The following is a 26,067-nucleotide window of genomic DNA, read 5'->3' on the forward strand; positions in this document are numbered from 1 at the left end:
GAATGCTGTGATTCACAAGAAAACGTGTGCATGGATCGGCCTGGGGCTCGCTACGGCCCTGGCGCTTTCGGGGTGCTCTGCCGCCTCGGATGCTGCGGATGGCACCGTCAACCTGCAGATGGTTGAAAGCCTGACCAACCCGGCCCGAACCGACGTACTCAAGGGTCTGATCTCAGATTTCGAAGCGAAGAACCCCGGAATTACCGTGGAATTGATCTCCCCTCCCACCGAGCAGGCCGACCAGAAGATTCAGCAGATGCTTCAGTCTGGTACCGGGGTCGACGTTCTTGAGGTGCGCGACATCACGGTTGGACCGTTTTCCACCAACGGCTGGCTGTACGACATGTCCGATGAACTTGCCGGCTGGGCCGGCTGGGACGACCTGACCGTGAACGCTGCCAAGTACGCGACCAACGCGGACGGCAAGTCCTATTACATTCCCTACGGTTTTTATGGTGCGAGCCTGTTCTACCGAACCGACCTCATCAAGGAGGCCGGCTTCTCGGCACCACCCACCAGCTGGGACGAACTTCTCACGCAGGCCACGGCCTTGCAGGACGAGTCGAAGAGTCAGTTCGGCTACGCTTTTCGCGGCGGCAAGAACGGCAATACTAACGTTGTACTGGCGATCGAGGCTTACGTAGCCGACCAGATCGACCAGGACAATGCTTTCAAGCTCACCGACGGCAGCACGATCTTTGCCGCGCCAGAAGCTGCTGACGCCCTCGAGACCTACTTCGCTCTCTTCGAGAATGCGTCGCCACCCTCGTCGGTCGCCTGGGGGTACCCAGAAATGGTGGAGGGGTTCGCCAACGGTTCCACGGGATTCCTCTTACAGGATCCGGAAGTAATCGCGACCCTCGAACAAGCGCAGTCGATCAGCGTCGATCAGTGGACAACGGCCCCGATGCCGACCGGACCGACGGGTAAGGCGATTCAGCCCATGGCCACCGCCGGCTGGGGCACTGCAGAGTCCAGCGAGCACAAGGCCGAGTCGGCCAAGTTGATCTCCTTCCTGTCGGAAGGCGATGCGTCGGCCACCTTCACGCAGAAGAACAGCCTCGTTCCCATTCTGAAGGACGCCGCAGACAGCGACTTCTACAAGACCGGCGCGTGGGCCAGCTACGTAACCATGAACGAGAATCCCGATACCTACATCACTGCAGTCCAGCCGCGCGATTCTTCATGGTGGACCGACTGGATCCAGAAGTCCGACTCTGAACTACAGCAGGTGCTCATCGGCCAGATGACTCAGAAGGAACTTCTCGCCAGCTGGGATGCCTACTGGGTCGAAAAGTGGAAGAACGCCTAGGCGGAACTTCTATGACGTCTCCACGTACCGAAACACTGGAGCGCGCGGCGAATTCGCCGAGCGCTCCACGACGGCCGGACCCGGGAACACGACGTTCGCAACGGCGCACTTTCACCGTTCGCAAAAGCCTGACTATTCTGGCGTTTCTCTCCCCCGCCCTGATATTCGTGATCATCTTTGTGTATTACCCGATGATCGCGGGCAGCCAGATGGCCTTCCGCAATTGGAACCTGAGCAATCTCACCGACACCTCCTGGGTGGGATTCAAAAACTTCGCGGCGATTCTGACCGATCCGGTCTTCTACACCGTGCTGAGAAATACAGTCGCCTGGGTCGTGGCTTCTCTCGTGCCGCAGTTCGTGATTGGTTTTGCTCTCGCGCTTTGGCTCCGACGTAAATTTGCCTTTCGAGGACTTTACCAAGCCCTGATCTTTTTCCCGTGGGCGATCTCCGGTTTTCTGATCGGCATCTTGTTTCGGTGGATGTTCAACAGTGAATTCGGCGTGATCAATGACCTACTGTCGAAAGTCGGCCTCACCGATCAAGCGATACCGTGGCTCGCTGACCCCACGACGGCCATGGTCGCCATCATCATCGCGAACGTCTGGTACGGCGTTACATTCTTCACGATCATGATCCTTGCAGCTCTTCAATCCGTTCCGGAGGAGCTCTTCGAGGCCGCAGCCCTCGACGGTGCAGGAAAAACGCGAACTCTCTTTCAGATCACCATTCCCTACATTCGCACCACGCTCGCGCTGACGGTTCTGCTGCGTGTGATTTGGATCTTCAACTTTCCCGACATCATCTTCGGCATGACCGGCGGCGGTCCAGCGAATCAGACCCACATCATCACGACCTGGATGATTGCGACGACCCAACGCGGCGACTACGGGCAGGCATCCGCTCTGGGACTCATTGTCGTGGGGATCCTGCTTATCTTCTCCATCTTCTACCTCCTTGCGATTCGCGAGAAGAAAGCGGTCATCACATGATCGACAGGGAAACCAGGCTGGCCCGCACCATTCGCATCGTTTTTCTCGCGATCTGGCTCGTCATCACGATCTTTCCGCTCTACTGGATCACGATCACGTCGTTCAAAGGCCCCGGGGCGATCTTCAGCTTTCCGCTGACCTACTGGCCAGAAGTCTTCTCGCTCGAGAACTACGTGAACCTCTTTAGCAAGGCGCAGTTCGGCACCTATCTTGCCAACAGCCTCGTGATCGCTGCGGTAGCCGCCACCGTCGCGACGCTCATTTCTTTGCTCTCGGCATATGTCCTTGCCCGGTTCGAATTTCGCAGCAAGGGCGCGCTGATGATGGCGTTTCTGGTCACCCAGATGATCCCGGCGTTCATCGCCCTGGGCCCGCTTTACCTGATGATGTCGCAGCTGGGGTTGGTCGACAATAAGTTCGGACTCGTGCTCGTCTACATCGCGATTTGCATACCGTTTTGCACGGTGATGCTGCGCGGGTTCTTCGCCAACGTGCCGGATGCGTTGGAAGAAGCGGCAATGATCGACGGATGCTCCCGGCTGGGCGCACTCTTCAGAGTCATCGTTCCCGTTATGAAGCCCGGGATCGTCGCCGCGTTCATCTTCAATTTCGTAAACTGCTGGAACGAGTTGTTTCTCTCGGTCACGCTGATGAACCGTGACCAAAACAAGACGATTCCGACTGCCCTGAATGGGTTCATCTCAAGCTTCAACATCGACTGGGGCTCGATGTCAGCGGCAGCGGTTTTGACGATCATTCCGACCATGGTCTTGTTCGCCTTCGCCAGCCGATACATCGTGCAGGGGCTGACTGCTGGGGCGGTCAAGGGATAACCTACGCGGCGAAAAGTCGCATCAGGCGGGCTGCTTCCTGTACAACGGCGGCACGTCCGGCTGCCCCGTACCTGCGGCTGTCAACAACCGCGGCATTCGCGGCGAGATAACCGCGAATCGCCTCGGTGAAGTGTTTGTTCAGCTGCGTCGAGACGTTGATCTTGGTCATGCCGGCTCGAATCGCCTTCACGATGTTCTCATCGGCAATGCCGGATGACCCGTGCAGGACCAAGGGCACGTCGAGAGCGGCCCGCAGTCGCGCGATCAAGCTGTAGTCGACTGCTGCCACGCGTTCCGTCATGGCGTGCGATGAACCGACTGCTACCGCCAGTGCGTCGACACCGGTGCTGCGCACAAACGCGGCTGCTTCACCCGGGTCTGTTCGCACGCCCGGTGTATGGGCGCCATCTTTGCCGCCAACCGCACCCAGTTCAGCCTCGACATATACGCCGCGAGACTGCGCGTACTGGGTGATTCGCGCCGTGATCGCGACGTTTTCATCAAATCCCAGATGCGCTCCGTCGTACATCACGGACCCAAAGCCGAGTTCGATCGCCTCGTAGACGAGTTCTTCATTCTGGGCGTGGTCGAGATGCACTGCGACCTCGACGGCTGACGCTCGCGCCACCGCCAGGGTGGATAGAGCGATCGGTTCGAGTCCGCCGTGATACTGGGCGCAGTTCTCTGAGATTTGAAGTATGACCGGAAGTTCGGCCTGCTCGGCTGCTGCGACGAGCGCCTCGGCCGTCTCGAGATGGAGCACGTTGAACGCCCCAATAGCAACCCCGCGCTGATAGGCCGAATCCATGAGGCTTCGGGTGAGGACTAACGTCATTCGGTCTCCGAGAACTTGATTGGTTACTTGACGCTGCCAGCGGTGAGACCACCGATGAGGCGTTTTTCAATGAGCATGAAGAGCACCACGACCGGCACGATGGCGACGATGGAAACACCGAAGACGTAGTGCCAGCTGGTTTCGTACTGCCCCACGAACTTGGTCAGGGCAACGGCCATGGGCTGGTTGCCCGCCGTCGAGAGGATGACCAGGCTTGCGGCGAATTCGTTCCAGCAGGCCACGAAGGTGAACACGATTGCGGTGACGATGCCCGGCCAGACGAGGGGGAGGTTGATCTTGAACAACACCGTGAGGCGACCCGCTCCATCCAATTGCGCGGCTTCGTCTACTTCCTTCGGGATTCCAGCAAAAAAGCTATGCATGATCCAGACAGCAAAGGACAGATTGAACGCCGCGTTGATCAAGATCATGGCGAGCCAGGTATCGGAAATGCCCAGGAACCCGAACTGACGAAAGAGGCCGGAGGTGAGAACGGCCGGCTGCAGCATCTGGGTCACAATCACCAGGAACATGAAGACCAGGCGTCCGGGAAAGCGCGCCCTGGCCGTGTAATAAGCGGCCGGTAGTGCAACGAGAAGCACCAGAAGAGTTGCGAAAACGGAGATGACGATCGTCGAGATGAGATTCTGCACCAGCGGGGTCTCGGGTGTGGACCACATGGTGAGGTAGTTCTCCCAGTGCCATTCCGTGGGGAAATAGGTGGGCTCAACCGAACGAATCTCGCTCTTTGTCTTGACTGACCCGAAGAACATGATCAGGTAGGGAATGACGAAAATAAGCAGCACCACGGCGCCGGCAATCATGCGCCAGATCACTGTCGAAAGCGGAACCTGATCAGCCGTGTATCGAGGTTTGCGGGCAGCGCGCGGCGCCGACGTAAGCAGGGCGGTCATAATCAGACCTCTTTCATAGGCTTGACGACCTTGACGTAGATCGCCACGATCACGATCACGATCAGGAAGGCAACGACGCTCAGCGCGCTGGCCACGTCGATCTTGTGCTCATTCTGGATGTACTTGAAAATCATCGTCATGACCGTGTCAGCGTCGTAGCCGGGAATCGACCCGGTCATGATTTTGAGGATCGGCAGCGAATTGAAGACGTTGATGATGTTGATCAAGACAGCTACGGATAATGCACCGCGCAGCTGTGGAAGGACTATCCCGAAATAGGTGCGGATGCGACCGGCACCGTCCATTTTGGCGGCCTCGAGAATATCGCCGGGTACCGATTGCAGACCGGCGAGAATCGTGTAGGTCGTGAAAGGGAGGGAGACGAAAACTGCAATGCCGATCGACCAGCTGAAGGCACTGACCGGGTTCTTGGTCCAGCCGTATGGTCCGTCGATCAGTTGGATGTCGACGAGAAACTTGTTGATGATGCCGATGTACCCTTCGAGCCCGTAGTAGACCACGAGCGTGGTCATCACCACGCTCGCTGCCCAGGGGATGATGACGGCGAGGCGCACGATCTGGCGCCCGGGAAATGACTTGTTGAGAAACTGGGCCAGGACCAGCGAGATGAGAACGGTGAGAGCCACGACGGCAACGACCCAGATCAGGGTGCGCAGCATGATTCCGCCGAGCGGGGTGAATTCAAGGAGCGTTGCATAGTTGGCAAACCCGACGGGACCCTTGTCGAGACCGCTCAGGCTGATGTCCCTGGTGGAGTTGTAGAACATGACGACGGCAGGGAAGAGTACGACGCCGAAGATCAGGACGAGTGCCGGCCCGATCCACGGCAAAGCGGAGATCAGATCGGACAGGCGGGTACCCGCTGCTGCACGCTGACGCGCAGGCCCCGAACGGGGACGGCCGGTGGCCGTCCCCGTCTGGGTCGGTGGTTCATGAATTGTTTGAGTCATTTCCTAATCCACCGATATTCCTTGTGATCAACTTGGAGCGAGGTCGCGCACGGCGCGAAGGCTGTTAGCCTTCGTCTGACTTGGCCTGAATTTCGGTGAGAACGGCCTGCGCATCCTTGCCCTGGGCCAGCTGCCCGATCAAGCTCTTGAACGCGGCATCCGTCGCCGACCAGTTGGGGTTCGTGCTCGGGTAGAACTGAGCACCGGGCAGAGCCTCGATGAACGGCGCCAGGGCCGGAGTGTCGCCCATCGCGTCGGAACCGGACTGGGTGGTCGGGAGGAAGTTCTCGGCGGTTACCCACGGCACGTACTGGTCAGCAGAGTAGAAGAAGTCCAGGAACTTCGTGATGGCTTCCTGCTTGGATCCGTCATTCTTGAATGCCATGAGGTGATCGGCTACCCCGAGGGTAAAGGCCGAGCCGTCAACCGTGGGGATGGGGTTTACGGAGTAGTTGAGTGCAGCATTGCCCTCAGCGATCTGACCGACCGTCGGCGGAAGCCCGATGATCATACCGATCTTGCCCTGGACGAAGACGTCCATGAGGGGGCTGCGGTCAGTAGCGCCCGCATCCGCCTGCGTCGCGCCGGCATCAACCATCGACTGAATGAACTTGGCAGCCTCAAGGTTTTCGGGGATGTCGATCGTAATCGCACTGGCATCACCGAAACCGCCACCGGCACCGTAGAACCAGACCGCCGATTCCGCCTGCGCTTCTTCGGACCCGAGCGGCAGCCCGTACCCGGCTACTCCCCCGCCGATGGCGGAAATCTTTGTGGCCGCATCCAGCAGCTCACTCCATGTCGTCGGGACAGCGGCTACGCCGGCCTGTGCCAACAGGTCTTCGTTGACGAAAAGTGCACGGGCCGAGGCGAGCAGGGGCGCGCCGAATTGGACGCCGTCGACGGAAGCGTTCTCAACAAACGAGGACTGGAAATCAGCGAGTGTGTCGGCCGACACTACTTCGTCGATCGGGTACAGCAGGTCATCCGCGGCAAAACCCGCAAACGGGCCGCCGTTCATGATGTCAGGCGCTGCGTTTCCCTGAACCTTGGTCGTGATGACATCGGTCAGGTTGTCCCAGGACTGCACCTCGAGGTTGACCTTGATATCGCTGTTGGCGTCTTCGAAGTCGGAGATGACGCCTTCCCACAGTGCCTGCGTGTTGTCCGAGTAGCTGGGGACCAACAGGTTCACGGTCGTGCCCGATCCGTCGGACCCGCCCGACGCGTTGCCGCCACCAAAACCACAGGAGGCTAGTGACATCGTGGCCAGCGTCGCTGTCACGACGATGCCCCCCAATCGCAGAGACTTCTTCATGTCTGATTTCCTTATCGTCTGATGATGTTTTTTGACTGCAAAAGCACCTGAACAGTCATATCCATCCAGGTTTTGACCAGTTTGGCGCGCGGGTCGTGTCAGCACAACTGTTGATATCAGATCGTTACATGACGTCAACAAACGCTTAGAATAGTTGGTAGTGATTGATTTTCTAGCTCTACAATCATTAACAGTCAGAAATGACCGCGAATTTTCAAATCGGCGTCATTCCACCTGAATGATCGCAACCAATCAATCCGAAAGATCCACAACTTACCGAGGAGCCACGGTCATGACGACATCCACCGAAGAACACATGGCGACGGAACTGGCCTCACAACCCGAGACCTGGGCCCGTGCCGTTGCGATGACCGATGAACAGCGACTGCTCCCCTCTCGTGGGCAGAAAGTCGCCATGGTTGGCTGCGGCACTTCCTGGTTCATGGCCCAGTCCTACGCGGCCTTGCGCGAGAGCGCCGGCCACGGGGTGACGGACGCTTTCTCGGCCTCCGAGGCCTTCATCGATCGCGATTATGACGCCATCATTGCCCTCACTCGCTCCGGGACCACGACTGAAGTGCTCGACATTGTGAAGGCACACCGCGGTCGAACTCGGATCGTTGGAATCGTCGGCGACACGACCTCGCCGTTCGTTGACGAGGTGGATGACCTCATCGCCCTGCCGTTCGCCGATGAGCAGTCGGTCGTGCAGACTCGATTCGCGACCACGGCGCTCGCTTTTCTCCGCGCGAGCCTCGGCGAAGATCTCAGCACGGCCATCGCTGACGCCGAGTTGGCGGTCGCAGACGAACTCGATGACGGGATCATCGGCGCAGAACAGATCACCTTTCTCGGCCGGGGCTGGACCGTCGGTCTGGCTCACGAGGCCGCACTCAAAATGCGCGAGGCGACACAGTCCTGGACCGAGTCCTACCCCGCGATGGAATATCGACACGGTCCAATCAGCATCGCCGCCCCCGGGCGCATCACCTGGATGTTCGGCGCGGCGCCCGCAGGTATTCGAGAGGATGTGCTCGCCACCGGCGCACGCTTCGAAACGAGCGCCCTCGACCCGCTGGCCAACCTCGTGCGCGTACACAAGCTCGCTTTGCTCCGCGCCCGCGCCAAGGGCCTCAACCCCGACCTGCCTCGGAGCCTGACGCGGTCAGTCATACTCGACTCGTGACCAACTTTCCCGCGGCCGTCTCAATTGAGCCCCTCGGGGATGGTGCAGCCGTCGTCGCCTTCGACATTGGTGGGACCGACATCAAGGCCGCGCTGTTCGATGCGTCCGGTGCCATGCTCGGTCTGACCCGAGTCCCCACACCGCATCGTGGTGTGCACACCGTCGATGCCGTGATGCAAGAAATTGCGGACCTCACCGCCGGTTTTGCGACGGACTTCCCGCTCGTGCAACCACTGGCGGTCGGGCTTATCGCCCCGGGCATCGTCGATGACGATCAGGGAATCGGGATCCGCGCGGCCAATCTGCAGTGGGCGGATGCCCCCTTCAAACATCTCGCCGAGAAACGTCTGGGCATGCCCGCATCGTTTTCCCACGATGTCCGCGCAGCCGGGGAAGCGGAATTCCGGCTCGGCGCAGCCCGGCCATACCGAGATGTGGCCGTCGTCGTGATCGGCACCGGCATTGCGGCGTCGCTGTTCATCGGGGGGCGAGCTCATTCGGCGGGCGGATACGCCGGTGAGTTGGGGCACGCCATCATCGACCCGGCGGGCGAACTGTGCGCCTGTGGTTCGACCGGCTGTCTCGAAACCATCGCATCGGCCGGTGCCATCGTGCGCCGCTACGAGCGGGCCACGGGAACGAAGATGCCCGGCGCCAAAGAAATCATTGAGCGAGCCGTCGACGGTGATCCCCAAGCGCAGTCGATCTGGAACGACGCCCTCGACGCCCTAGCTTTGAGCATCGCGCAGCTGGCAGCGGTGCTGGCCCCCGAGGCCATTGTGATCGGCGGTGGTCTGGCTCAGGCCGGCGCGGCACTCCTCATCCCGCTGCGCACGCGCGTTGACAATCTCCTGAGCTTCCAACGAAAGCCGGTCGTGGTCGCGGCCAGTATCGGTGAAAATGCCGGACTTCTCGGGGCATCGCTCCATGCCCGTGCTGCTGCAGTCGCTGCCGGAGTAGCCCAATGATCGTCACGGTCACGCCGAATTCCGCAGTGGACCTCACGTACCTGCACCCGGACATCCGTTTTGGGGAAACCAACAGGGTGCCCACCGCTGTCGCTCGTGCTGGCGGTAAAGGACTCAACGTGGCGCGGGTCATCCACCAGCAGGGCCAGCCCGTATTGGCTGTAGCGACGGCCGGCGGTCGCACCGGTCAAGCGCTCGTGGACGATCTCGTACAGGCGGGCATACGTCATTACATAGTCGCCGTGGAAGCGGACACCCGGCGGACTATCGCTCTCGTTGATTCTGGGCGCGAACAAACCACGATTTTGAACGAGCACGGCCAGAACCACACGCGGCAGGAGTGGCTCCGACTGACCGGAGAGACGACAGCTGCCCTGGCCGGCGCACGATGTCTGGTGGGCTCCGGCAGCCTGCCGAGCGGCGCCGATGAAGCCTTCTACGCCCAGCTGGTGAAAGTGGCGCGCGAACGCGGGATTCCGAGCATCATCGATACGTCTGGGCCGGGACTCCTGGCCGCAGCACGTTCGGGTGCGTCTGTGCTCAAGCCGAATCGTGAGGAACTTGTCGCCGCCACGGGGATGGTCGACCCGGTCGGTGGCGCCCGCGCTCTGGTGCAGTTGGGCGCCGGACTAGTCCTGGTGTCGCTGGGAGAGCGGGGCATGCTTGCCGTATCGCGCGAGCATCCGCATTCATCACTGCACGCACGACTACCGCGAGTGCTGGCGGGCAACGCCACCGGTGCCGGGGATGCGGCCGTGGCGGCCGTCGCCGTCTCGTTAGCCGCGGGAATAACGAATACCGATGCCCTGCTGCGGCAAGCCACCGCCTGGTCTGCCGCTGCCGTCCTCATGCCCCTGGCCGGAGAAATTTCTCCTCAATTTACGAACTTCGTCGAGGAACTCGTCGTGGATCGCCTTGTCGACGAACCCGGGCCATAACGTCGGGATAGATTTGCAACTGAGAAGCTTGAGAAACGAGAAATCATGAACCGCGCCGAGCGTCTGATCGCTGTGCTGGACCTTCTGGCTGAATCGGGCCATCTTGAGGTCGACGACATAATCACGAAACTCCAGGTGTCCGCCGCGACGGCGCGACGCGATCTCGACACGCTCGCTTCGCAACAGCTGCTCACCCGAACGCGCGGAGGAGCCACCGGTCAGGTCGTCGCCTACGATCTCCCCGTGCGTTACAAGCGGGAGCAACACGCCCCGGAGAAGCAGAAGATTGCGGTAGCGGCGAGTTCACTCATAGAGCGCGGGGATGTCATCGGCCTCTGCGGTGGCACGACCAGTACGGCCATCGCGAGTGTGCTCGTTGCCCGCGCAGACATTATGGAGGCCAGCCCCCACTCCAATCTGACCGTCGTCACGAATGCCATCAACATTGCGGCGCAGCTCGCCATGCGACCTCAAATCAAGACCGTCGTCACCGGAGGGGTGGTGCATTCGCGGTCCTATGAGCTCGTCGGCCCGTACAGTGCCGAGGTACTCAATCAGGTAACCCTTGACCTCGCGTTCATCGGCGTCAACGGAATCGATCCGATCCGCGGCGCCACGGTCAATGACGAACGAGAAGCCGCGGTGAACTCGCTCATGGCCCGGCGTGCCACGAGGGCTTTCGTGGTGGCCGATTCGAGCAAGATTGGAACGACAGCTTTTGCCACTCTGGGTGCCCTAACGGTCTTCAGCGCGTTGATCACGGATTCGGGAATCACCGCGGATCAGCTGTCGGCGTTCGCCGAGGCGGGGCTCGAAGTAATCGTCGGCCAGTGACACACGTTATTCACTCCGCCAGGATGATTTCGGGCGGCGCGACCACGCCGGACTCATGGGTTGCTTTCTCCGGCGACACGATCAGCGCTACCGGAACAGGTGCAACCTGGCGCGGCCTGGCCACGGCCACCACCCGAATCACGGACGCTGCCGGCCGCATACTCTCGCCGGGTTTCGTAGACATCCACTGCCACGGGGCCGGAGGCGCCGCTTTCGACGACGGTGCCGAGGGCATCACCACGGCGCTGCAGGTACACCGCCGTCACGGCACAACCCGGAGCGTCTTGTCGCTCGTGACCGCCAGTCAGGCGGATCTCGAGCGGCGGGTCGCGATCGTTGCCGACCTGGCACAGCACGATGCGCTCATTCTCGGCGCCCATCTCGAGGGGCCGTTTCTCGACCAGACCTACCGTGGCGCCCATGACCCCACCCTGCTCAGTGCCCCGGATGCGAAACGGATCGATCGACTGCTCGCGAACGCTCACGGACAGTTGCGCCAGATGACGCTGGCCCCCGAGTTGCCCGGGGCGATCGACGCGATTGCGCAACTCGTCGACGCTGGTGTTGTGGTCGCCGTGGGACACAGTGCCGCTGACTATTCCACAACGCTCGCGGCCTTCGATGCGGGGGCGACAATCTTGACCCACGCTTTCAACGGGATGAAAGGCATCCATCACCGCGCGCCCGGACCCGTGGCTGCCGCGACGCATTCCGCAGGCGTCACCCTCGAGATCATCAACGATGGCGTCCATGTGCACCCGGAAGTCGTGCGGCTGGCCTTCGCGGGCGCGCCCGGCCGGATAGCCCTCGTGACGGATGCCATGGCCGCCACTGGCGCCTCGGACGGCGCCTATCTTCTGGGCTCGCTCGCCGTGACGGTAACCGACGGCGTCGCCCGGCTGACCGATGGCGGATCGATTGCCGGCTCGACGCTGACCCTCGATGTCGCGCTGCGCCGAGCTGTGACCGGGGCGGGCGTGCCGATCGCCGAGGCCATCACCGCGCTCACGGAGACACCGGCCCGAGCCATCGGTCGCGGTCACGACCTGGGGTTACTGGCCGCCGGCTATGCGGCGGACGCCGTGCTGCTGGGCGAAGGTCTTGCTGTCGAAGCGGTATTTGCCGCGGGGCGTGAGCTGACTTAGATCGTCTGCCAGGCTGGGCGGTTCGCCCAGATGTACTTGTAGTAGTCGAGGTTGACCAATTTGCTCGCGGCCGCTTCGTCGACGACGACGGTGACGTGGGGGTGCAGTTGGATGGCGGTGCCGGGCTGGCTGGCCGAGAGGGGCCCTTCAACGGCCGCGGCCAACGCGGCGGCTTTGCCTTCTCCGAAGGCCAGCAGCACCAGGTGCCTGGCGCGCAGAATTGTGCCGAGTCCCTGGGTGATGCAATGCACTGGAACATCATCCGGCGACTCAAAGAACCGGGCATTGTCGGCGCGGGATTTTCGGGCGAGCGTCTTCACTCGGGTGAGGGATGCAAACGACGAGCTGGGCTCATTAAACCCCAGGTGCCCGGTTCGACCAATGCCGAGTATTTGCACGTCTACTCCACCCGCCGCGATCAGTGCTCGTTCGTACTCAGCACCAGCAGTGGAAAGCGTGGCGACGTCGCCATTGGGCACATGGACATTGGCCGGGGACAGTCCCAGCGGCTCTACGACGTCTCGCGCGATGACCATCCGGTAGCTCTCGGGGTGGCCGGCCGGCAGCCCGACGTACTCGTCGAGGGCGAAACCTCGCACTCTCGAGACATCGAGGGGACGCTCCGAGAACGATCGAGCCAGTGACGCGTACACCGGCAAGGGGGTTGAACCAGTCGCCAACCCGAGCACGGCGTCGGGTTTGGACTCGATAAGTGCCCGAATCGACTCGGCGATCAGATCGCCAGCTGCTCGTTTGTTCTCTACAACAACGATCTCGGCCAATGGGGGCTCACTTCCGGTGTGATTGTATTTGATTCTATAATACATATAATAATCATTTGCAATCATTTCTGAATCAATGCGGCAGGACACTTTCATGCACACACTCGTCGAAATTTGCATCGATGACCTGGACGGAGCGCTCGTGGCCGAGCGGGCCGGAGCCGACCGGGTCGAATTGTGCGGCAATCTGGTCGAGGGCGGCACCACTCCGAGCATTGGGCTGCTCACGCGTGTGCTCGATTCCGTCGGACGCGTTGGCGTGCAGGTGATGGTTCGCCCACGCGGCGGCAACTTCGTGAACTCGGCGTCGGAGCTCTCGGTGATGCAGGCCGACATTCGGGCAATTCGGCGCGCCGCCACCGGCACGGCCGTGCGGGTCGGCCTGGTACTGGGTGTGCTGACGCGCGACAACCACATCGATCAGACCGCGATGCGTCGTTTGATCGCCGACGCGGCAGAGCTACCGGTCACCTTTCACAAGGCTTTTGACGAAGTGTTCGACCTGGGCGCCGCCCTCGAACAACTCGGCGAACTCGGCGTTGAACGCGTTCTCACTTCCGGCGGACAGACCACGGCGATTGACGGCGGAGGGGCGCTGCGTGACCTCCGCCAGCACGGCTCGGCCGTGCGCATCCTGGCCGGCGGTGGGGTTCGGGCGCACAATGTGGCAGCGCTGGTGGCATCGACCGGGGTTAGTGAGGTTCATTTGCGCGCCCAGGTTGCCAGCCCACTCGGCACGGGAACTTTGGCCACGGACTTCGACACCATTCGTTCGGTGATCGGGGCGCTCGCCGGGCCGCACTAAGCCCGGTGAACGTGCGGCGTACGCCCGCGGAACGGCCTTGCCGCGGGTTGCAGCGGCGTTCGCCCGGCCGTCTCCCGCGGGTCGGAGCAGGTTTTGCAGCGGCTTTTGAAGCGGGGTGAAAGTCAGGAAAGCTGCACGGCTCCGAAGGCCAGAGCCGCGATCAGCGTCCAGGACAGCAGCCCGACCGCGAGCGCTCGACTGCCCGAGCGCAGCAGGGTGCCGAGGTTGACGGCCGCACCGAGGGCGAAGAGCGCCATGGCCAGCAGTGCGGTCTGCACCAGGTCGGCGACCTCGGGCACCTGATCGGACAGCGGAGCGAACGTGCGTATCAGCATGGCCACGATGAATCCGGCAACGAAAAGCGGAACGATCGGTGGAGGCTTCGGCCGGTTGCTCCGGGTGGCCGGTTCAGACACAGCGGCGTCGCCGGCAGTCGGGTCGCCGGCAGCAGGCCTGGATACATCGGAGGCAGCGGGAGCGGCGGCATCCGCCTCGAGAGTGGCAAGCCGGTGGCGCTCGACGATGGACGCGATGGCCACGACCGGCGCGAGCATGAGCACGCGGGTGAGTTTGACGACGAGGGCCACCGCGAGCGCGCCCGAGCCGGCAATTTGCGCTGTCGCGACGACCTGGCCGACGTCGTGCACGCCGGCGCCGACCCAGTGTCCGAATTGCAGACTGCTCAATCCGAGCGGATGCCACAGCAGCGGCAACACGGCGATCGCGAGGGTTCCACACAGAGTCACCAGGGCGATCGGGGTGGCGGTCTCTTCATCTTTGGCCTTGACGACGCCGCTCATGGCGCCGATGGCGGAAGCGCCGCAGATACTGAATCCGGTGGCGATGAGCAGGGGTTGATGGCCGGGCAGGCCGAACCAGCGGCCGAGACCGAGGGTACCGGCGAACGTGAGCAGCACGATGGCGACGGTCGTCACGATGGTCACCCAGCCGAGAGCTGCTATGTCGACGAGGCTGAGTTTGAGGCCGAGCAGCACGATTCCGAGCTGCATGAACGGTTTGGCCGCGACGGCCAGCCCGGGCGCGAGGGCCCCGGCGAGCACGGGACGTACGGCCGGAATCTGGCCGACGACGATTCCGAGCACGACGGCCATGGTCAGCAGCGGGACCGCGGGGACGGCGGCATGCACGCCCCAGGCAGCGAGGGCGGCGAGGGCCGCCACGAGTACTCCCCGAAGCCACATTCAGACAAGTCTAGGCGCGCTGGTTCTCTGGACGGGCCCGGGCCCCGTCCGTGGGCCCAGCTTCTAACCTGGGCCACGGTTCATAAGGTGGGCCCGGCGCCTCAGACCGACACGCGCCGCAACACCGGCGCCAGGCGCGCGGCGAAGACCTCGGCCTGCTCGACGCTGGCCGACGTATAAACGCCCGACGCGTCGAGAAAGTTCAGGCTGCCGAGAAATCCGGCGTCGTCGACGATGACGGCGTTCACTGTGGCGGTCAAGTTCGGTGCGGTGAGCGCTCCAAAGCCGCCCGCCTCGTCGTCGGCCAGAAAGGAACGCTGCCCGATGACACACTGCTCGACCCAGTTCGGATCCAGCTCCGACGAGATTCCGCCGAGTTGGTAGACGTGCGGCCGGCTGGAGTACACGCGTACCAGATCCTCGAATTCGTCCCGCCAGAGTGACACTGTGACCAACTGGGCGCCGACGGCATCCGCGGCCTCGATGGCGATGTCACAGAGCTGGGCGGCAAGATCCGGCGATAGCGTGAGGTCGGCCACGTCTTCGTGCTCGCGCGGAAGTCCGATGATCGGCACCGCGCCGGCGAGCACACCGACGATCGGAATCGCCCCGGTGAGCAGCCCGAGCCCCGCCTGCTTGCGCCGCGACGTTGCCCGGGAGAGCATAACGACCCCGAGCAAGGCCGCGCCTCCCCCGACCAGCGCGGCAATCGTCGGCACTTCGCCGAGCAGCAGCCAGCCCAGGAGCAGCGAGAAAATCGGCACGATCAGCAGCAGCGAACCGCCCTCGGCGACGCTCGTGCGCGACAGGGTCTGGTTCCAGAGGCAGTAGCCGAGCACGGTGCTCACGACCACCAGTACCACCAGCGCCACCCAAACGGATGCCGTCAGCCGACTGGGATCGATCGCGAACCGGGCCGTGGGCAGCGCGGTGAAACCGCCGATGGCACAGCCCCAGAACACGGTTTCAATGGGAGATACCCGCGCGAACAGCGGCTGCTGCACGATCAGAAAGACCGACAGCAGCAGAGCGGCGCCCACGATGAGGAGGGCGTTGCCGTTGAACCCGGTCGCGCTTCCGCCGCCGAGCGTGATCACGATGACGCCGCCGACCGCGATGACCATGCCAAGGTAGCCGAGCCGGGTGGTGCGTTCGACGAGCACGAAGTAGCCGAGAATGAACGCGAACACCGGCGAGATATTGAGCAGCAGGCTGGTGGTTCCCGCGGGAACGGTGGCCTGGCCGAGGTTGAGCAGCATGCCGTAGCCGGCATAACCGCAGAGCGAGACGGCGATCATTCGCGGGATATCGTGGCGCCGCAGCGTGAGCCGCTGCCGGGTGATGAGCAGATAGAGGCCGATGATGGCGGCGCCGACGAGAAAACGCACGGCGGTGAGATCCTGCGGGGAGAGCGCTGTGAGGGCTTCACGCGTGGCGACATACGTCGGGGCCGTGGCCGCGACCATGAGCACATCGGGTCGAGCCAGCCAGCGTCGCACGAGACCCGATTCCCTTGAAGTGTGTCTCGAGACTAGTGCAACGCGGCCGGCCCAGGTAAGAACGCGTTCAAAACTGGGCCCGCGGACGGGGCCCGGGCCCCGTCCGAAGTACTACGGGCGACCGAGGCCGTGATAGGTCCAACCGGCAGCACGCCAGGCTGCGGGATCGAGGGCGTTTCGGCCGTCGACCACGGTCTTGGTACGAACGAGCGCACCAGCCCAGACCGGGTCGAGGTGCCGAAACTCGGGCCACTCGGTGACGAGCACGACGGCATCCGCTCCCCGCAGGGTCTCTTCGAGCGACTCCTCGTAGTTGAGTTGCGGATGCCGCGCCCGCGAGTTCTCGATGGCCTGCGGGTCGGTCGCCACCACGTCGGCACCCAGGCCGCGCAACTGCACGGCCACGTCGAGCGCCGGCGAGTCACGCACGTCATCGGAGTGCGGCTTGAAACTCAGGCCAAGCACCGCGACCTTGGCGTTGTAGACGCCGTCGCCGAGGGCCCCTACGGTCAGGTCGACCACGCGCTGGCGGCGACGCAGGTTGATCTTGTCGATCTCCTTGAGGAAGGCTACGGACTCGCCGCGCCCCAGCTCTTCGGCGCGGGCGGTGAAGGCACGGATGTCTTTGGGCAGGCACCCACCGCCGAAACCGACGCCGGCGCCGAGGAAGCGGCGACCGATGCGGCCGTCGTAACCGATGGCATCCGCCAGCTGGGTGACGTCGGCACCGGTGACCTCGGCGATCTCGGCCATGGCATTGATGAAGCTGATCTTGGTAGCGAGGAACGCGTTCGCGGCGACCTTGACCAGCTCCGCGGTCGCATAGTCGGTGATGACCAGGGGGGTGTCGGCAGCGAGCGCCGTGGCGTAGATCTCGTTGAGCAGCGCGGTGGCATGCTCGCCTTTATCGCCCGGAGCGACGCCGTAGACCAGGCGGTCGGGGCTGATGGTGTCCTGCACGGCGAATCCCTCGCGCAGAAACTCGGGGTTCCAGGCCAGCGAGGCGCCGCTGCCGGACTCGATGAGCTCGGCCAGGCGCGCGGCGGTTCCGACCGGAACTGTGCTCTTGCCCACGACGAGGTCGCCGTCGGCCAGGTGCGGAATGAGCGATTCGATCGACGCATCGACGTAGCGCAGGTCGGCGCTGTAGCTGCCGAGCTTCTGCGGGGTTCCGACGGCGATGAAGTGTACCTGCGAGCCGGCGGCATCCGCTATGTCGGTGCTGAAGCGCAGGCGACCGCTGTTCATGGCGGACGTGAGAACCTCGGGCAGGCCAGGTTCAAAGAAGGGTGGCTTACCGATGGCAAGTTGGGCGATCTTGACAGCGTCGACATCGATACCGATGACCTCGTGCCCCAGCTCAGCCATGGCCGACGCGTGCACGGCGCCCAGGTAGCCGCATCCAATGACAGAAATTCTCATTTATTCCTCTCGGTCCTCCCAGAGCATAGTGGGCGCTGCACGTCACCCCAATTCGAGCAGGTTAACAAACGGATGCCGGGCCCCTGCCTCCCACTCCCACCGCCGGTTTCCGAGCACCGTGCATTCCATGTCCGGGCCCGGGCCAGTCCAGGGTGGGGCTCCCACGAGCGGGCCACAGCGCGCCGGCGTGGGGCATCCGTTTGACGACGCTCGAAACCGCTCCTGAATCAGCAGACATTCCGGCGACGAAGGTCACTGGCCGCCCGTTCTGGGGATACCGCACCGACTCGACAGTACGTAATTTCGTATACGGGTGCTATAGGAGCTGATTCACACCAAGGTGGTGATGAGCTAACAGTCCGCATCAAATTAGGGGGAATGGTCTTGCTTTCCATGGAAGACGCGTGCACTGTCGTGGTGTCCAACACGCCTGCGACCGGCGTGCTCACCTCAACCGGATTCGACGGCGCCGCCACCGCACTTCTGGCTGTGGGGCTGCTGATCACAGGGCTCCTCGTCGTGGTCGCGGTCTACCGGCATCGCCGCAACCGCATGGCGGGCGGACTGCTGGCCGTGCTCCTCGCGGTCTTCGTTCTCGGGGGCAGCGCAATCCCGTCGGCTCAGGCCACTCCCACGGCCACAAAAACAAATACCTGCTCCCTGCTCGACGTCACTGACCTGCAGATCAATCAAGGCTCTACCACCGCGACCCTGCAGCCCGGCGAGGCCAGCCACGCCCTGCGCTTCACGATGAACAACCCGGCCGATTTCGACATCGAGGTCACCGTGGCGACGCGGGTGATCAACAACACGTCGACTGCCTCAGGGTTCGTCGCGCGGTTGCTCGCCGGATCCACCGCGTCGACGCTCGTTGCCACGGGCAACCTCGACGCCGTTCCCACGACGGTGGCCCTGCGTATCCCGGCCGGTAGTCAGCTGGTTCTCACTTACGCGATCTCCGTGCGGGCCAATGCCGGCAACGAGATGCAGGGCGCGGTCGTGCACTTCGAGTCCCTGATCAGCGCGCGCGAGGTGTGACCGTACGTCGGCGATCCGCCGGGCCGGCAGCATCCACTTTCAAACACAACTCATCCACAACCCAGTTCTAGTGAGCTAAGGGAAATCATGACCACCAACATCGAATCCATGCCCTCCCACCGCCTGCGACCAAAGATCCTCGCGTTTCTTGCCGGCAGCGCCGTCGTCGCAATCGGCGCAGGCGGCTTTCTCAGCACGACCGCTCTGTTCACCGACGAGGTGACCATCGGACCGAACAGCGTCGCGGCCGCCACGCTCACCGTGGAAACCGAGACCGTCGCCATGGCGGTCACCGACCTGCTTCCCGGCGTTGCCGGCACGCAGAAGGTGATCGAGTTCGACAACACCGGATCCGTTCCCGCCCGGTATTCGGTCAGTGTTGAAGCCGTCACCTCAACCGCGGCTGTCGACGACAAGGTCGCCATTCTGGGGTGGTTTGACGTGACCATTACCAGTGGTACCGTCACCGAGACCGGCACGCTGGCTGCCCTGCCCGACCTGCTCAACGCCGGCGTGTTCTCGGCGGGGACCAGCGGCGAGGCGACGATCACCGTGACGCTGAACAGCAACGCGACCGATCTGGCTCAGGGCGCGACCGCAGGCTTCAACATCGTCATCGATGCCAAACAGATCGTTCCGGAATAGGGCGCACCACGCCCACCACCGCCTCCCATTGAACGGAACCCCGCATGTCGAAGTCCATCCAGCCCACCTCCACGCTGCGCCGCGTGCGCCGCGCAGCCCTCACGACCGTCAGCGCGCTGCTGATTGTCACCGCGACACCCCTGCTGGGTAGTGGAGCAGACTTCACCGGGCAGGCCACCGTTATGGGCAACGCGGTCAGCACAGCAACTCTCACAGCACCGACCGGCCCGGCTCTGACCGCCGCAGGTGTGACCGGCCTCTCACTCGGCTGGGAGGCCGCACCGGTCGACCCGGGCGCAGCAGCGGACTACACAGTTCAGCGCTCGCTGAGCGCCGACGGCAGCAACCCAGCCACGGTGTACAGCGGTGCTGACCTGGCGACAACGGATGCCGGTGGGCTGCCCGGAGTGCTGGAGGGTAAGGTGCTTTCTTCACTCAGCTCCGGAAACGCGCACAGCTGCGTGATAGCCGATGGGGCCGCATACTGCTGGGGCAGCAACGGCAATGGACAGCTGGGTGACGGAACCACCCAAAGCCGCGACGTGCCAACCCTGGTTGGAGGAGAAGCTCTGGCCGGCCAGACTGTCACCGCGCTGAGCGCCGGCATCGACCACACCTGCGCCATCGCGTCCGGCGCGGCCTACTGCTGGGGTAACAACGACTATGGCCAACTCGGCGATAACACCACAACCAGCAGCCGGTCACCGGTGGTGGTGACCGGCGCTCTCGCCGCAACTCTCCCCACGCAGATCAATGCCGGCTATTCGCACAGCTGCGCCATCGCCGCCGACCAGGCCTACTGCTGGGGAGACAACTCTTCCGGCGAACTGGGCGACGGAACGAGAACAGGGAACCGCAAAACTTCCGCTCTGGTCGGTGGCATTCTGGCCACCGCGCCCGTCACGGCCATCCGCCCTGGCCGCTTCCAGACGTGTGCCATCGCCGGTGACGCCGCACTCTGCTGGGGGAACAACTCCGAAGGGTTCCTCGGTGTCAGCACCTCCGAGATGTATGTCTTGACACCCTCCGCTGTTGTTGGGCTGCCAGACGCGCAACCCGTCACGAGTATTAGCTCATCGAATGGCACGCAGTGCGCGGTTGCAGGAGCAATCGTCTTGTGCTGGGGCCGGAACGGCAACGGTCAGCTTGGCAGCGAATCCGCCCCAGGGGGAAGTGTCACACCGATTGCACTCGCAGGAGCATTGACCGGTTTGGATGCCACGGCCGTCACCGTCGGCGAGATTCACGCCTGCGCTATCGCCGACGGAAAACCGTATTGCTGGGGCACCAACGTCTTTTCAGAGCTGGGTGACGGCGGGTCTGTCACACAACGTTCACCGGTAGCCGCGGTGACCAACGGCGCCCTTTCTGGGGAGATCATCACGGAGGTAAGTGCCGGCCGGTGGCACAGCTGCGCTCTCTCTGACGGTGCAGGCTACTGCTGGGGAAGGAATGACTCCGGCGAACTGGGGAACGGTGCGGCCGGGGCAGCGTCGCCGACGCCGACCTCCGTTTCCACGAAGGCTTTTTCGGAATGGGTCTGCCCGACCGGTGCGATCCTGACCGGCGACACCTGCTCCCTCACCCCCGCCACGACCTACTACTACCAGCTCTCCTACACGGTGGGTGAGTGGACGGCCCCGTCAAGCGGATGGCTGCCGGTCGCGACCACCGCGCCCGCTGCAGCCGGTTCGCCCAGCCGGGGCGCGGCATCCACGTCGACCGCTTTGAGCGTGGACTGGCCCGATGCGTCGTGGGGGGCCGGCATCGACCCGAGCTACACGCTGCAGCGTTCACTGAGTGCCGACGGCAGCGACCCGACCACGGTGTACACCGGCGCTGACCTGACGAAGACGGATGCTGGCGGGTTGTCTGGCGACATTAGAGGGCAGACTGTCACATCTGTGTCTGCCGGATTCTCCCATACCTGCGCCCTTGCTGGTGGATCCGCTTATTGCTGGGGCGAAAACGACTACGGCCAGCTCGGCGACGGAACCACCATCACGAAGCCCACGCCGACGCCGGTCGGCGGTCTGCTCGACGGTAAAACCGTCACCACCATCTCGGCCGGCGAATACTACACCTGCGCCACGGCCGAGGGTCAGGCCTACTGTTGGGGAACGAACGGCTACGGGCAGCTCGGCGACAACACGACCACAAACCACCTAACGCCGGAGCGTGTCGAGGGCGAACTCGCGTCGAAATCCAACGTCACCAGCATCAGCGCGAGCCAGTCGAGCACCTGCGCCGTTGCCGACGCGCGGGCTTATTGCTGGGGAGCCAATTGGTGGGGACAGCTGGGCATCGGCACCACCGATCAGCAGTTGGTGCCCATTGCCCTCGTCGGCGACCTGATCGGCAAGACGGTCACCTCGATCACCGCCGGCAACACCCACACCTGTGCCATTGCCGATGGCAGCGTGTACTGCTCGGGCAGCAACTGGTACCGTCAACTCGGTACGGGTACCGACGACGAAATGGAGCTGACACCACTTCCAGTGATTGGTCTCCCGGCTGGAACGACCAGGGTCGATTCGGCAAATGGATTCAGCTGCGCCGTGGCAGCAGGCGCGGTCTATTGTTGGGGTGGCAACGGCAACGGCCAAGTTGGCGATGGCACGACGGCGTGGCGCGCAACGCCCACTGCCGTTGGCGGGCTTCTCGTTGGACAAACGGCCACCGACGTCAGCGTCGACAGCTATCACGCCTGTGCAGCCGCCAGTGGCGTTGCCTATTGCTGGGGCCTCAACGGGAGTTCTCAACTCGGCGACGGGACTACGACCTCCTCCTATTTACCGCGTGAAGTCGTGCGAACCGGTGTGCTCGCAGACCAGAACGTCGCGGTTGTCGATGCCGCAGTAAACGGGACCTGCGCGATCGCCGCTGGCTCGGTGTACTGCTGGGGCAACAATGCCAGTGGGCAGCTGGGTGACGGAAGCACCACGAACTCCGCAGTGCCGGTCCCGACCGACCCCACTATTTTCCAGAGCTGGAGTTGCCCGGCCGGCGCAGTTTCCACCGGCGCGGGCGCCGACGTGACCTGCTCCCTCACTCCTGGCACGACCTACTACTACCAGCTGTCGTACACTGCTGCCGGGTTCACGCCGGCACCGAGCGGGTTCACCGGGCTGAAGACGAGTGAGTGAGTGAATCGGTGACCGACCGACCGACACCGCCGCGATCAACGCTGCGCGCTGTCCTGGCGACCGGGCGAATGCTGCTGATCGGGGTGATCCTGGTGACGCTGATCGGGCCCACAGCGTTCACCTGGGTGTCGGGGCAGCAGCTCGTGAGCGTGGACGGCGGGTCGATGGCGCCCACATACCTGTATGGCGACATCGTGTTGCTGGCACCGCCGACCGGCGACGACCTCGTTGCCGGCGCCGTGGTGACCATGCGGGACGAAACCGGGGCCGTCTACACGCACCGCATCATCGCGGTCGACGGCGCCGAGGCCACTACCCAGGGTGACGCCAACAGCAGCGCCGATGTCACCAAACTCGTGCAACGCCGCGTGGTCGGCACGGTGACCGGAGTGGTCGGCCAACCGATCGCCGGCCTGCTGCGCAGCACGGAGTCGCTGCCGGCCCGACTCTTTCTGCTCGCCATCATCGTGGGGCTCGCGGTGCTGCCGCTGTCGGGCCGGCGGCGGGGTCTCGCGGGGTCGGCATCCACTTAAGGCGGTGTCAACGGATGCCGCGGCCCGCCGCGACCACCGTCGGCGCGCCAGCTTCGGGTCGGCGCGCCAGCTTCGGGTCGGCGCGCCAGCCAAAGGTGGCGCGCTGGCCGGTAGCGGGCGCGGCGAAGCTCCCGACTACGCCGTGCGGCCCAGCAGGTACGCGTTCAGGGCGTCGGTCAGCACCTGATCGGCGGGAAACGGCTCGCCGTCGAGGGCGACCACGGACACGGCGAGGCGCACGCTGGAGACGAGCCAGGCGGCATCCGCGTGGCGAAGTTCCTCGAGCGTGACGTCGCGGTATTCCACGCGTGAACCCTGCGCGCGCAGGTAGTCGAACATGCTCTGCTGCGTGGTGCCGTGCAGAATAGCGCCGCTCGGCGCGGGCGTCACATACTCGCCATTGATGCGCAGCACGACACTTGAGGTCGGACCCTCCATGACGAAGCCGTCGGTGGTGAGAAAGATGGTGTCGTCGGCGCCGCGACGGTGCGCCTCGCGAATCGCCGCCATGTTCACCGCATAGCTGAGCGTTTTCGCGCCCATCAGCAGCCAGGGGGCCTTCTCGGCAGCCCCGCGCGGATAGCCGCGGTCGAGAGTGACCACCCGCACGCCGTTCGCGCGCACAGCCGTGAAGTCCGACGCCGCAGCCGCGTGCAACCAGGCCGTGGGCGCCGGACCGTGCTCGACGCCGCGGCTAAGCACGAACTTGAGGGCGATCGCGCCCCGCTGCGGAATGCGCGACACGGCGTAGGCGATCGCGGCCCGCCACTGCTCGGCATTCGGCACCGGAAGCTCGCAGATGCGCGCAGAGTTGCGCAGCCGGCTGATGTGCGGCTCCACCTCCTGCGGGTGGCCGTCGACGACGGCGAGGGTCTCGAAGATTCCGTCGCCGCGCTGGGTGCTCAACTCGCCGACGCGCAGCGCCGGGGCGGTCGATTCCATCTCGTGGAACGTGTCGCTGAAGTCCTGCTGCAGCGAGTCGGCGGGCACGGGGTCGATTAGCAGGGTGAAGGGCAATCTCATGCCCCTGAGCCTACTTCGCGCCCGGCCTGGGTGGGCATCCGCTCCGGTGAAACGGATGCTTCCACCCGGGCCCGCCGCGTCGCCCGCGAGGGGACGCAAGAGCGCGGAAAGGACGAATTGCGCCCCCTCACAGGCTGGCGGCCGACCTGGGACCGGCGCGGCGTGGGCGGCCGAGCTGAGGCCGCCTCGGCCAGTTAGCTCTGGAACGCGACGATGGGGTTGGTCGTGGGCTGGTCGGATCCGCCGTTGGGTTCCACGGTGACACCCACCTGGTCGCCGGCGTGCATCGTGCCGTCAAGCACGCGCCAGGCCGTACCATCGCCGGTCGAGTCGAAGGTTCCGGCCGAAGCTGCGCCGTCCCCGTTGATGTACCAGAGTTGATAGTCCTGATCGCTCGGCAGCACGGGCAGCTTGTCAACCAGCACCGCGGAGATTCCAAGTTTGTTCGACCAGACCAGGGTTGCTTCCTGCCCGTTGGCGGTGGTCGTCGCGGCGCGTTGCGAGTCGTCGGCCGCGTTGATCTGGGCGAGTCCGGAGGCCTGCTGGGACTCGAACTGATTGCTGTTCAGCACCTGACCGAAGAAGGATCCGCCGATGAACAGCGCGACCGCGGCCGCGGCCGCCAGCATGAACTGTGCCGGACGCTTGAACCAGCGGGCCTGGGCCCGCTCGGTTGCCGTTCGGTGCGGGCCGGACGCGGTACCGGAATTGATGTCCGTGACCGCCGACGCGGAGCCGGCGGGCGCGCCGCCACCGGAATTCGGCGTCGTGGAGGTCGGCCCCGCGGGCAGGGTCGGGGTGGCGATCGGGGCAACGACGGGAGCTGCGTTGGTAACGGAGGTGAGGGCATCCGTTGTGCCGGCCGTAAGCGGCGGAAGCTGCGGGGTCGACGCGAGCAGGGACATGAGGTTCGCCTTGAGCGCGGCGGACGGCTGCACGGGCGCCACGGCGAGGCCGAGGGCCACCGCGGTGTCGTTCAACTCGGCAGCCTCGATGCGGGCCCGCTCGGATTCGGCGAGGTGGGCTTCAAAGGTGGCCGTGTCGTCGGCGTCGAGGGCGTGCAGGGCGTAAGCACCAGCCAGATCGGCCGGGTGATGCTCGTTACGGCCGGTCATGATGCCACGCCCAATTCGTCGCGCAGACGGATGAGGCCGTCGCGCAACCGCGTTTTCACGGTGCCCAACGGAATGTGGAGCATATCGGCGACCTCGCTGTGACTGAACCCGCCGTAATACGCGAGGCTCACAGCCTGACGCTGCAGCTGAGTCAATCGAGTCATCGCCCTCTCCACCCTTTCATGTTCAAGTCGTACTTCAACAGTTTCGGCCACGTGATCGTAGGCAACGGCCAGGTCACGGATTCCAATTTTGGTATCACGGTCGCGTCCGGCCTGCGACGATCGAATTCGGTCGACCGCTCGCCGGTGTGCCATCGTGAGGATCCAGGTGCTCGCGCCACCACGCGTGGGTTCGTACCGCGACGCCGACTGCCAGATCTCCAGGAAAATCTCCTGAGTCACTTCTTCCGACTGTGCGTGGTCGACGAGCAGACGCTTGACCAGACCAAGCACCCGCGGGGCGATCTGGTCATACAGTTCTCCGAATGCCGATTGGTCGCCGCGGGCCACACGTCCGAGCAACTCCTCCTTGGTGGCAGGGGCTGGCGGCGCGAGGTCTCCGGCGGGATCAACAGTCATGAGATCTAGCATGTCAGGTCTTTTCCCGTT

General features: G+C 63.8%; 24 protein-coding genes. 13 read left to right on the forward strand and 11 right to left on the reverse strand.

Annotation, left to right across the window (positions count from 1 at the left end):
* The first annotated feature begins 7 nt into the window (after positions 1 to 7).
* Genes E3T29_RS09550 through E3T29_RS09560 form a run of 3 tightly spaced genes read left to right on the forward strand, consistent with a single transcriptional unit; the run spans position 8 to position 3,137 of the window.
* Positions 8 to 1,312 carry a sugar ABC transporter substrate-binding protein gene (locus tag E3T29_RS09550; RefSeq protein WP_241987744.1) on the forward strand — a complete coding sequence of 435 codons (1,305 nt, stop codon included), beginning with the start codon at positions 8 to 10 and terminating at the stop codon, positions 1,310 to 1,312.
* Between the two features lie 11 nt (positions 1,313 to 1,323).
* The gene (locus E3T29_RS09555; RefSeq protein ID WP_134345239.1) at positions 1,324 to 2,304 is read left to right on the forward strand and encodes a carbohydrate ABC transporter permease; all 981 of its coding nucleotides are present in this window, start codon (positions 1,324 to 1,326) and stop codon (positions 2,302 to 2,304) included.
* On the forward strand, positions 2,301 to 3,137 hold the full coding sequence (locus E3T29_RS09560; RefSeq protein WP_134345240.1) for a carbohydrate ABC transporter permease: 837 nt from the start codon (positions 2,301 to 2,303) through the stop codon (positions 3,135 to 3,137). The genes E3T29_RS09555 and E3T29_RS09560 overlap by 4 nt, the downstream gene beginning before the upstream one ends.
* 1 nt (position 3,138) lies before the next feature.
* Here the strand turns inward: E3T29_RS09560 and E3T29_RS09565 are convergent, their stop codons facing one another.
* The 4 genes from E3T29_RS09565 to E3T29_RS09580 form a co-directional block, all read right to left on the reverse strand.
* Positions 3,139 to 3,972 carry a class II fructose-bisphosphate aldolase gene (locus tag E3T29_RS09565; RefSeq protein WP_134345241.1) on the reverse strand — a complete coding sequence of 278 codons (834 nt, stop codon included), beginning with the start codon at positions 3,970 to 3,972 and terminating at the stop codon, positions 3,139 to 3,141.
* 23 nt (positions 3,973 to 3,995) lie between these two features.
* Positions 3,996 to 4,886 (reverse strand): carbohydrate ABC transporter permease, encoded by an 891-nt coding sequence (locus E3T29_RS09570; protein ID WP_198417743.1) that lies wholly within the window; start codon positions 4,884 to 4,886, stop codon positions 3,996 to 3,998.
* Positions 4,887 to 4,888: 2 nt separating this feature from the next.
* The gene (locus E3T29_RS09575) at positions 4,889 to 5,857 is read right to left on the reverse strand and encodes a carbohydrate ABC transporter permease (RefSeq protein ID WP_092339204.1); all 969 of its coding nucleotides are present in this window, start codon (positions 5,855 to 5,857) and stop codon (positions 4,889 to 4,891) included.
* Between the two features lie 64 nt (positions 5,858 to 5,921).
* On the reverse strand, positions 5,922 to 7,175 hold the full coding sequence (locus E3T29_RS09580; protein WP_134345242.1) for an extracellular solute-binding protein: 1,254 nt from the start codon (positions 7,173 to 7,175) through the stop codon (positions 5,922 to 5,924).
* A 292-nt stretch (positions 7,176 to 7,467) separates the two neighbouring features.
* On the opposite strand from E3T29_RS09580, the gene E3T29_RS09585 reads away from it, so the two are divergent.
* From E3T29_RS09585 to nagA, 5 genes are read left to right on the forward strand one after another with little or no spacing between them, the layout of a single operon-like run.
* Positions 7,468 to 8,361 (forward strand): SIS domain-containing protein, encoded by an 894-nt coding sequence (locus E3T29_RS09585; protein WP_134345243.1) that lies wholly within the window; start codon positions 7,468 to 7,470, stop codon positions 8,359 to 8,361.
* Entirely contained in the window at positions 8,358 to 9,329 is a 972-nt protein-coding gene (locus E3T29_RS09590; protein ID WP_241987745.1) for an ROK family protein, read from the forward strand. The genes E3T29_RS09585 and E3T29_RS09590 overlap by 4 nt, the downstream gene beginning before the upstream one ends.
* Positions 9,326 to 10,267 (forward strand): 1-phosphofructokinase family hexose kinase, encoded by a 942-nt coding sequence (locus E3T29_RS09595; RefSeq protein WP_134345244.1) that lies wholly within the window; start codon positions 9,326 to 9,328, stop codon positions 10,265 to 10,267. The genes E3T29_RS09590 and E3T29_RS09595 overlap by 4 nt, the downstream gene beginning before the upstream one ends.
* A 45-nt stretch (positions 10,268 to 10,312) precedes the next feature.
* Positions 10,313 to 11,101 carry a DeoR/GlpR family DNA-binding transcription regulator gene (locus tag E3T29_RS09600; protein WP_134345245.1) on the forward strand — a complete coding sequence of 263 codons (789 nt, stop codon included), beginning with the start codon at positions 10,313 to 10,315 and terminating at the stop codon, positions 11,099 to 11,101.
* Complete coding sequence (gene nagA / locus E3T29_RS09605) at positions 11,098 to 12,246, forward strand: N-acetylglucosamine-6-phosphate deacetylase (protein WP_241987746.1); 1,149 nt, start codon at positions 11,098 to 11,100, stop codon at positions 12,244 to 12,246. The genes E3T29_RS09600 and nagA overlap by 4 nt, the downstream gene beginning before the upstream one ends.
* Here nagA and E3T29_RS09610 read toward each other — a convergent pair.
* Positions 12,243 to 13,028 carry a glucosamine-6-phosphate deaminase gene (locus E3T29_RS09610; protein ID WP_134345246.1) on the reverse strand — a complete coding sequence of 262 codons (786 nt, stop codon included), beginning with the start codon at positions 13,026 to 13,028 and terminating at the stop codon, positions 12,243 to 12,245. The genes nagA and E3T29_RS09610 overlap by 4 nt on opposite strands.
* A gap of 94 nt (positions 13,029 to 13,122) precedes the next feature.
* Here E3T29_RS09610 and E3T29_RS09615 point away from each other — a divergent pair, with 94 nt between their 5' ends.
* Complete coding sequence (locus E3T29_RS09615; RefSeq protein ID WP_166792373.1) at positions 13,123 to 13,833, forward strand: copper homeostasis protein CutC; 711 nt, start codon at positions 13,123 to 13,125, stop codon at positions 13,831 to 13,833.
* A 122-nt stretch (positions 13,834 to 13,955) separates the two neighbouring features.
* On the opposite strand, the gene E3T29_RS09620 is transcribed toward E3T29_RS09615, so the two are convergent.
* From E3T29_RS09620 to E3T29_RS09630, 3 genes are all read right to left on the reverse strand, one after another.
* Positions 13,956 to 15,035: a YeiH family protein gene (locus E3T29_RS09620; protein WP_134345248.1), complete on the reverse strand. Its 1,080-nt coding sequence runs from the start codon at positions 15,033 to 15,035 to the stop codon at positions 13,956 to 13,958.
* Between the two features lie 101 nt (positions 15,036 to 15,136).
* Positions 15,137 to 16,534: a DMT family transporter gene (locus E3T29_RS09625; protein ID WP_134345249.1), complete on the reverse strand. Its 1,398-nt coding sequence runs from the start codon at positions 16,532 to 16,534 to the stop codon at positions 15,137 to 15,139.
* A 111-nt stretch (positions 16,535 to 16,645) separates the two neighbouring features.
* The gene (locus tag E3T29_RS09630) at positions 16,646 to 17,956 is read right to left on the reverse strand and encodes a UDP-glucose/GDP-mannose dehydrogenase family protein (protein WP_092339224.1); all 1,311 of its coding nucleotides are present in this window, start codon (positions 17,954 to 17,956) and stop codon (positions 16,646 to 16,648) included.
* Between the two features lie 417 nt (positions 17,957 to 18,373).
* Between E3T29_RS09630 and E3T29_RS09635 the strand changes: the two genes are divergently transcribed.
* The 4 genes from E3T29_RS09635 to E3T29_RS09650 all read left to right on the forward strand — a co-directional run bounded on the left by E3T29_RS09635 (position 18,374) and on the right by E3T29_RS09650 (position 23,318).
* A complete protein-coding gene (locus E3T29_RS09635) occupies positions 18,374 to 18,994 on the forward strand; it encodes a hypothetical protein (RefSeq protein WP_166792374.1) in 621 nt (206 codons plus the stop codon).
* Positions 18,995 to 19,081: 87 nt separating this feature from the next.
* Positions 19,082 to 19,639 (forward strand): hypothetical protein, encoded by a 558-nt coding sequence (locus E3T29_RS09640; protein WP_134345251.1) that lies wholly within the window; start codon positions 19,082 to 19,084, stop codon positions 19,637 to 19,639.
* Positions 19,640 to 19,683: 44 nt separating this feature from the next.
* A complete protein-coding gene (locus E3T29_RS09645; RefSeq protein WP_134345252.1) occupies positions 19,684 to 22,785 on the forward strand; it encodes an RCC1 domain-containing protein in 3,102 nt (1,033 codons plus the stop codon).
* Entirely contained in the window at positions 22,782 to 23,318 is a 537-nt protein-coding gene (locus E3T29_RS09650; protein ID WP_134345253.1) for a signal peptidase I, read from the forward strand. Before E3T29_RS09645 ends, E3T29_RS09650 begins: the two co-directional genes overlap by 4 nt.
* A 135-nt stretch (positions 23,319 to 23,453) precedes the next feature.
* Here the strand turns inward: E3T29_RS09650 and E3T29_RS09655 are convergent, their stop codons facing one another.
* The 3 genes from E3T29_RS09655 to E3T29_RS09665 all read right to left on the reverse strand — a co-directional run bounded on the left by E3T29_RS09655 (position 23,454) and on the right by E3T29_RS09665 (position 26,037).
* Positions 23,454 to 24,341 (reverse strand): aminodeoxychorismate lyase, encoded by an 888-nt coding sequence (locus tag E3T29_RS09655; RefSeq protein ID WP_134345254.1) that lies wholly within the window; start codon positions 24,339 to 24,341, stop codon positions 23,454 to 23,456.
* 194 nt (positions 24,342 to 24,535) lie between these two features.
* The gene (locus E3T29_RS09660; protein ID WP_134345255.1) at positions 24,536 to 25,456 is read right to left on the reverse strand and encodes an anti-sigma factor domain-containing protein; all 921 of its coding nucleotides are present in this window, start codon (positions 25,454 to 25,456) and stop codon (positions 24,536 to 24,538) included.
* Entirely contained in the window at positions 25,453 to 26,037 is a 585-nt protein-coding gene (locus E3T29_RS09665; protein WP_166789926.1) for a sigma-70 family RNA polymerase sigma factor, read from the reverse strand. The genes E3T29_RS09660 and E3T29_RS09665 overlap by 4 nt, the downstream gene beginning before the upstream one ends.
* Positions 26,038 to 26,067: the final 30 nt, after the last annotated feature.

Source organism: Cryobacterium sp. TMT1-66-1, assembly GCF_004403435.1.
Classification (GTDB): domain Bacteria; phylum Actinomycetota; class Actinomycetes; order Actinomycetales; family Microbacteriaceae; genus Cryobacterium; species Cryobacterium flavum.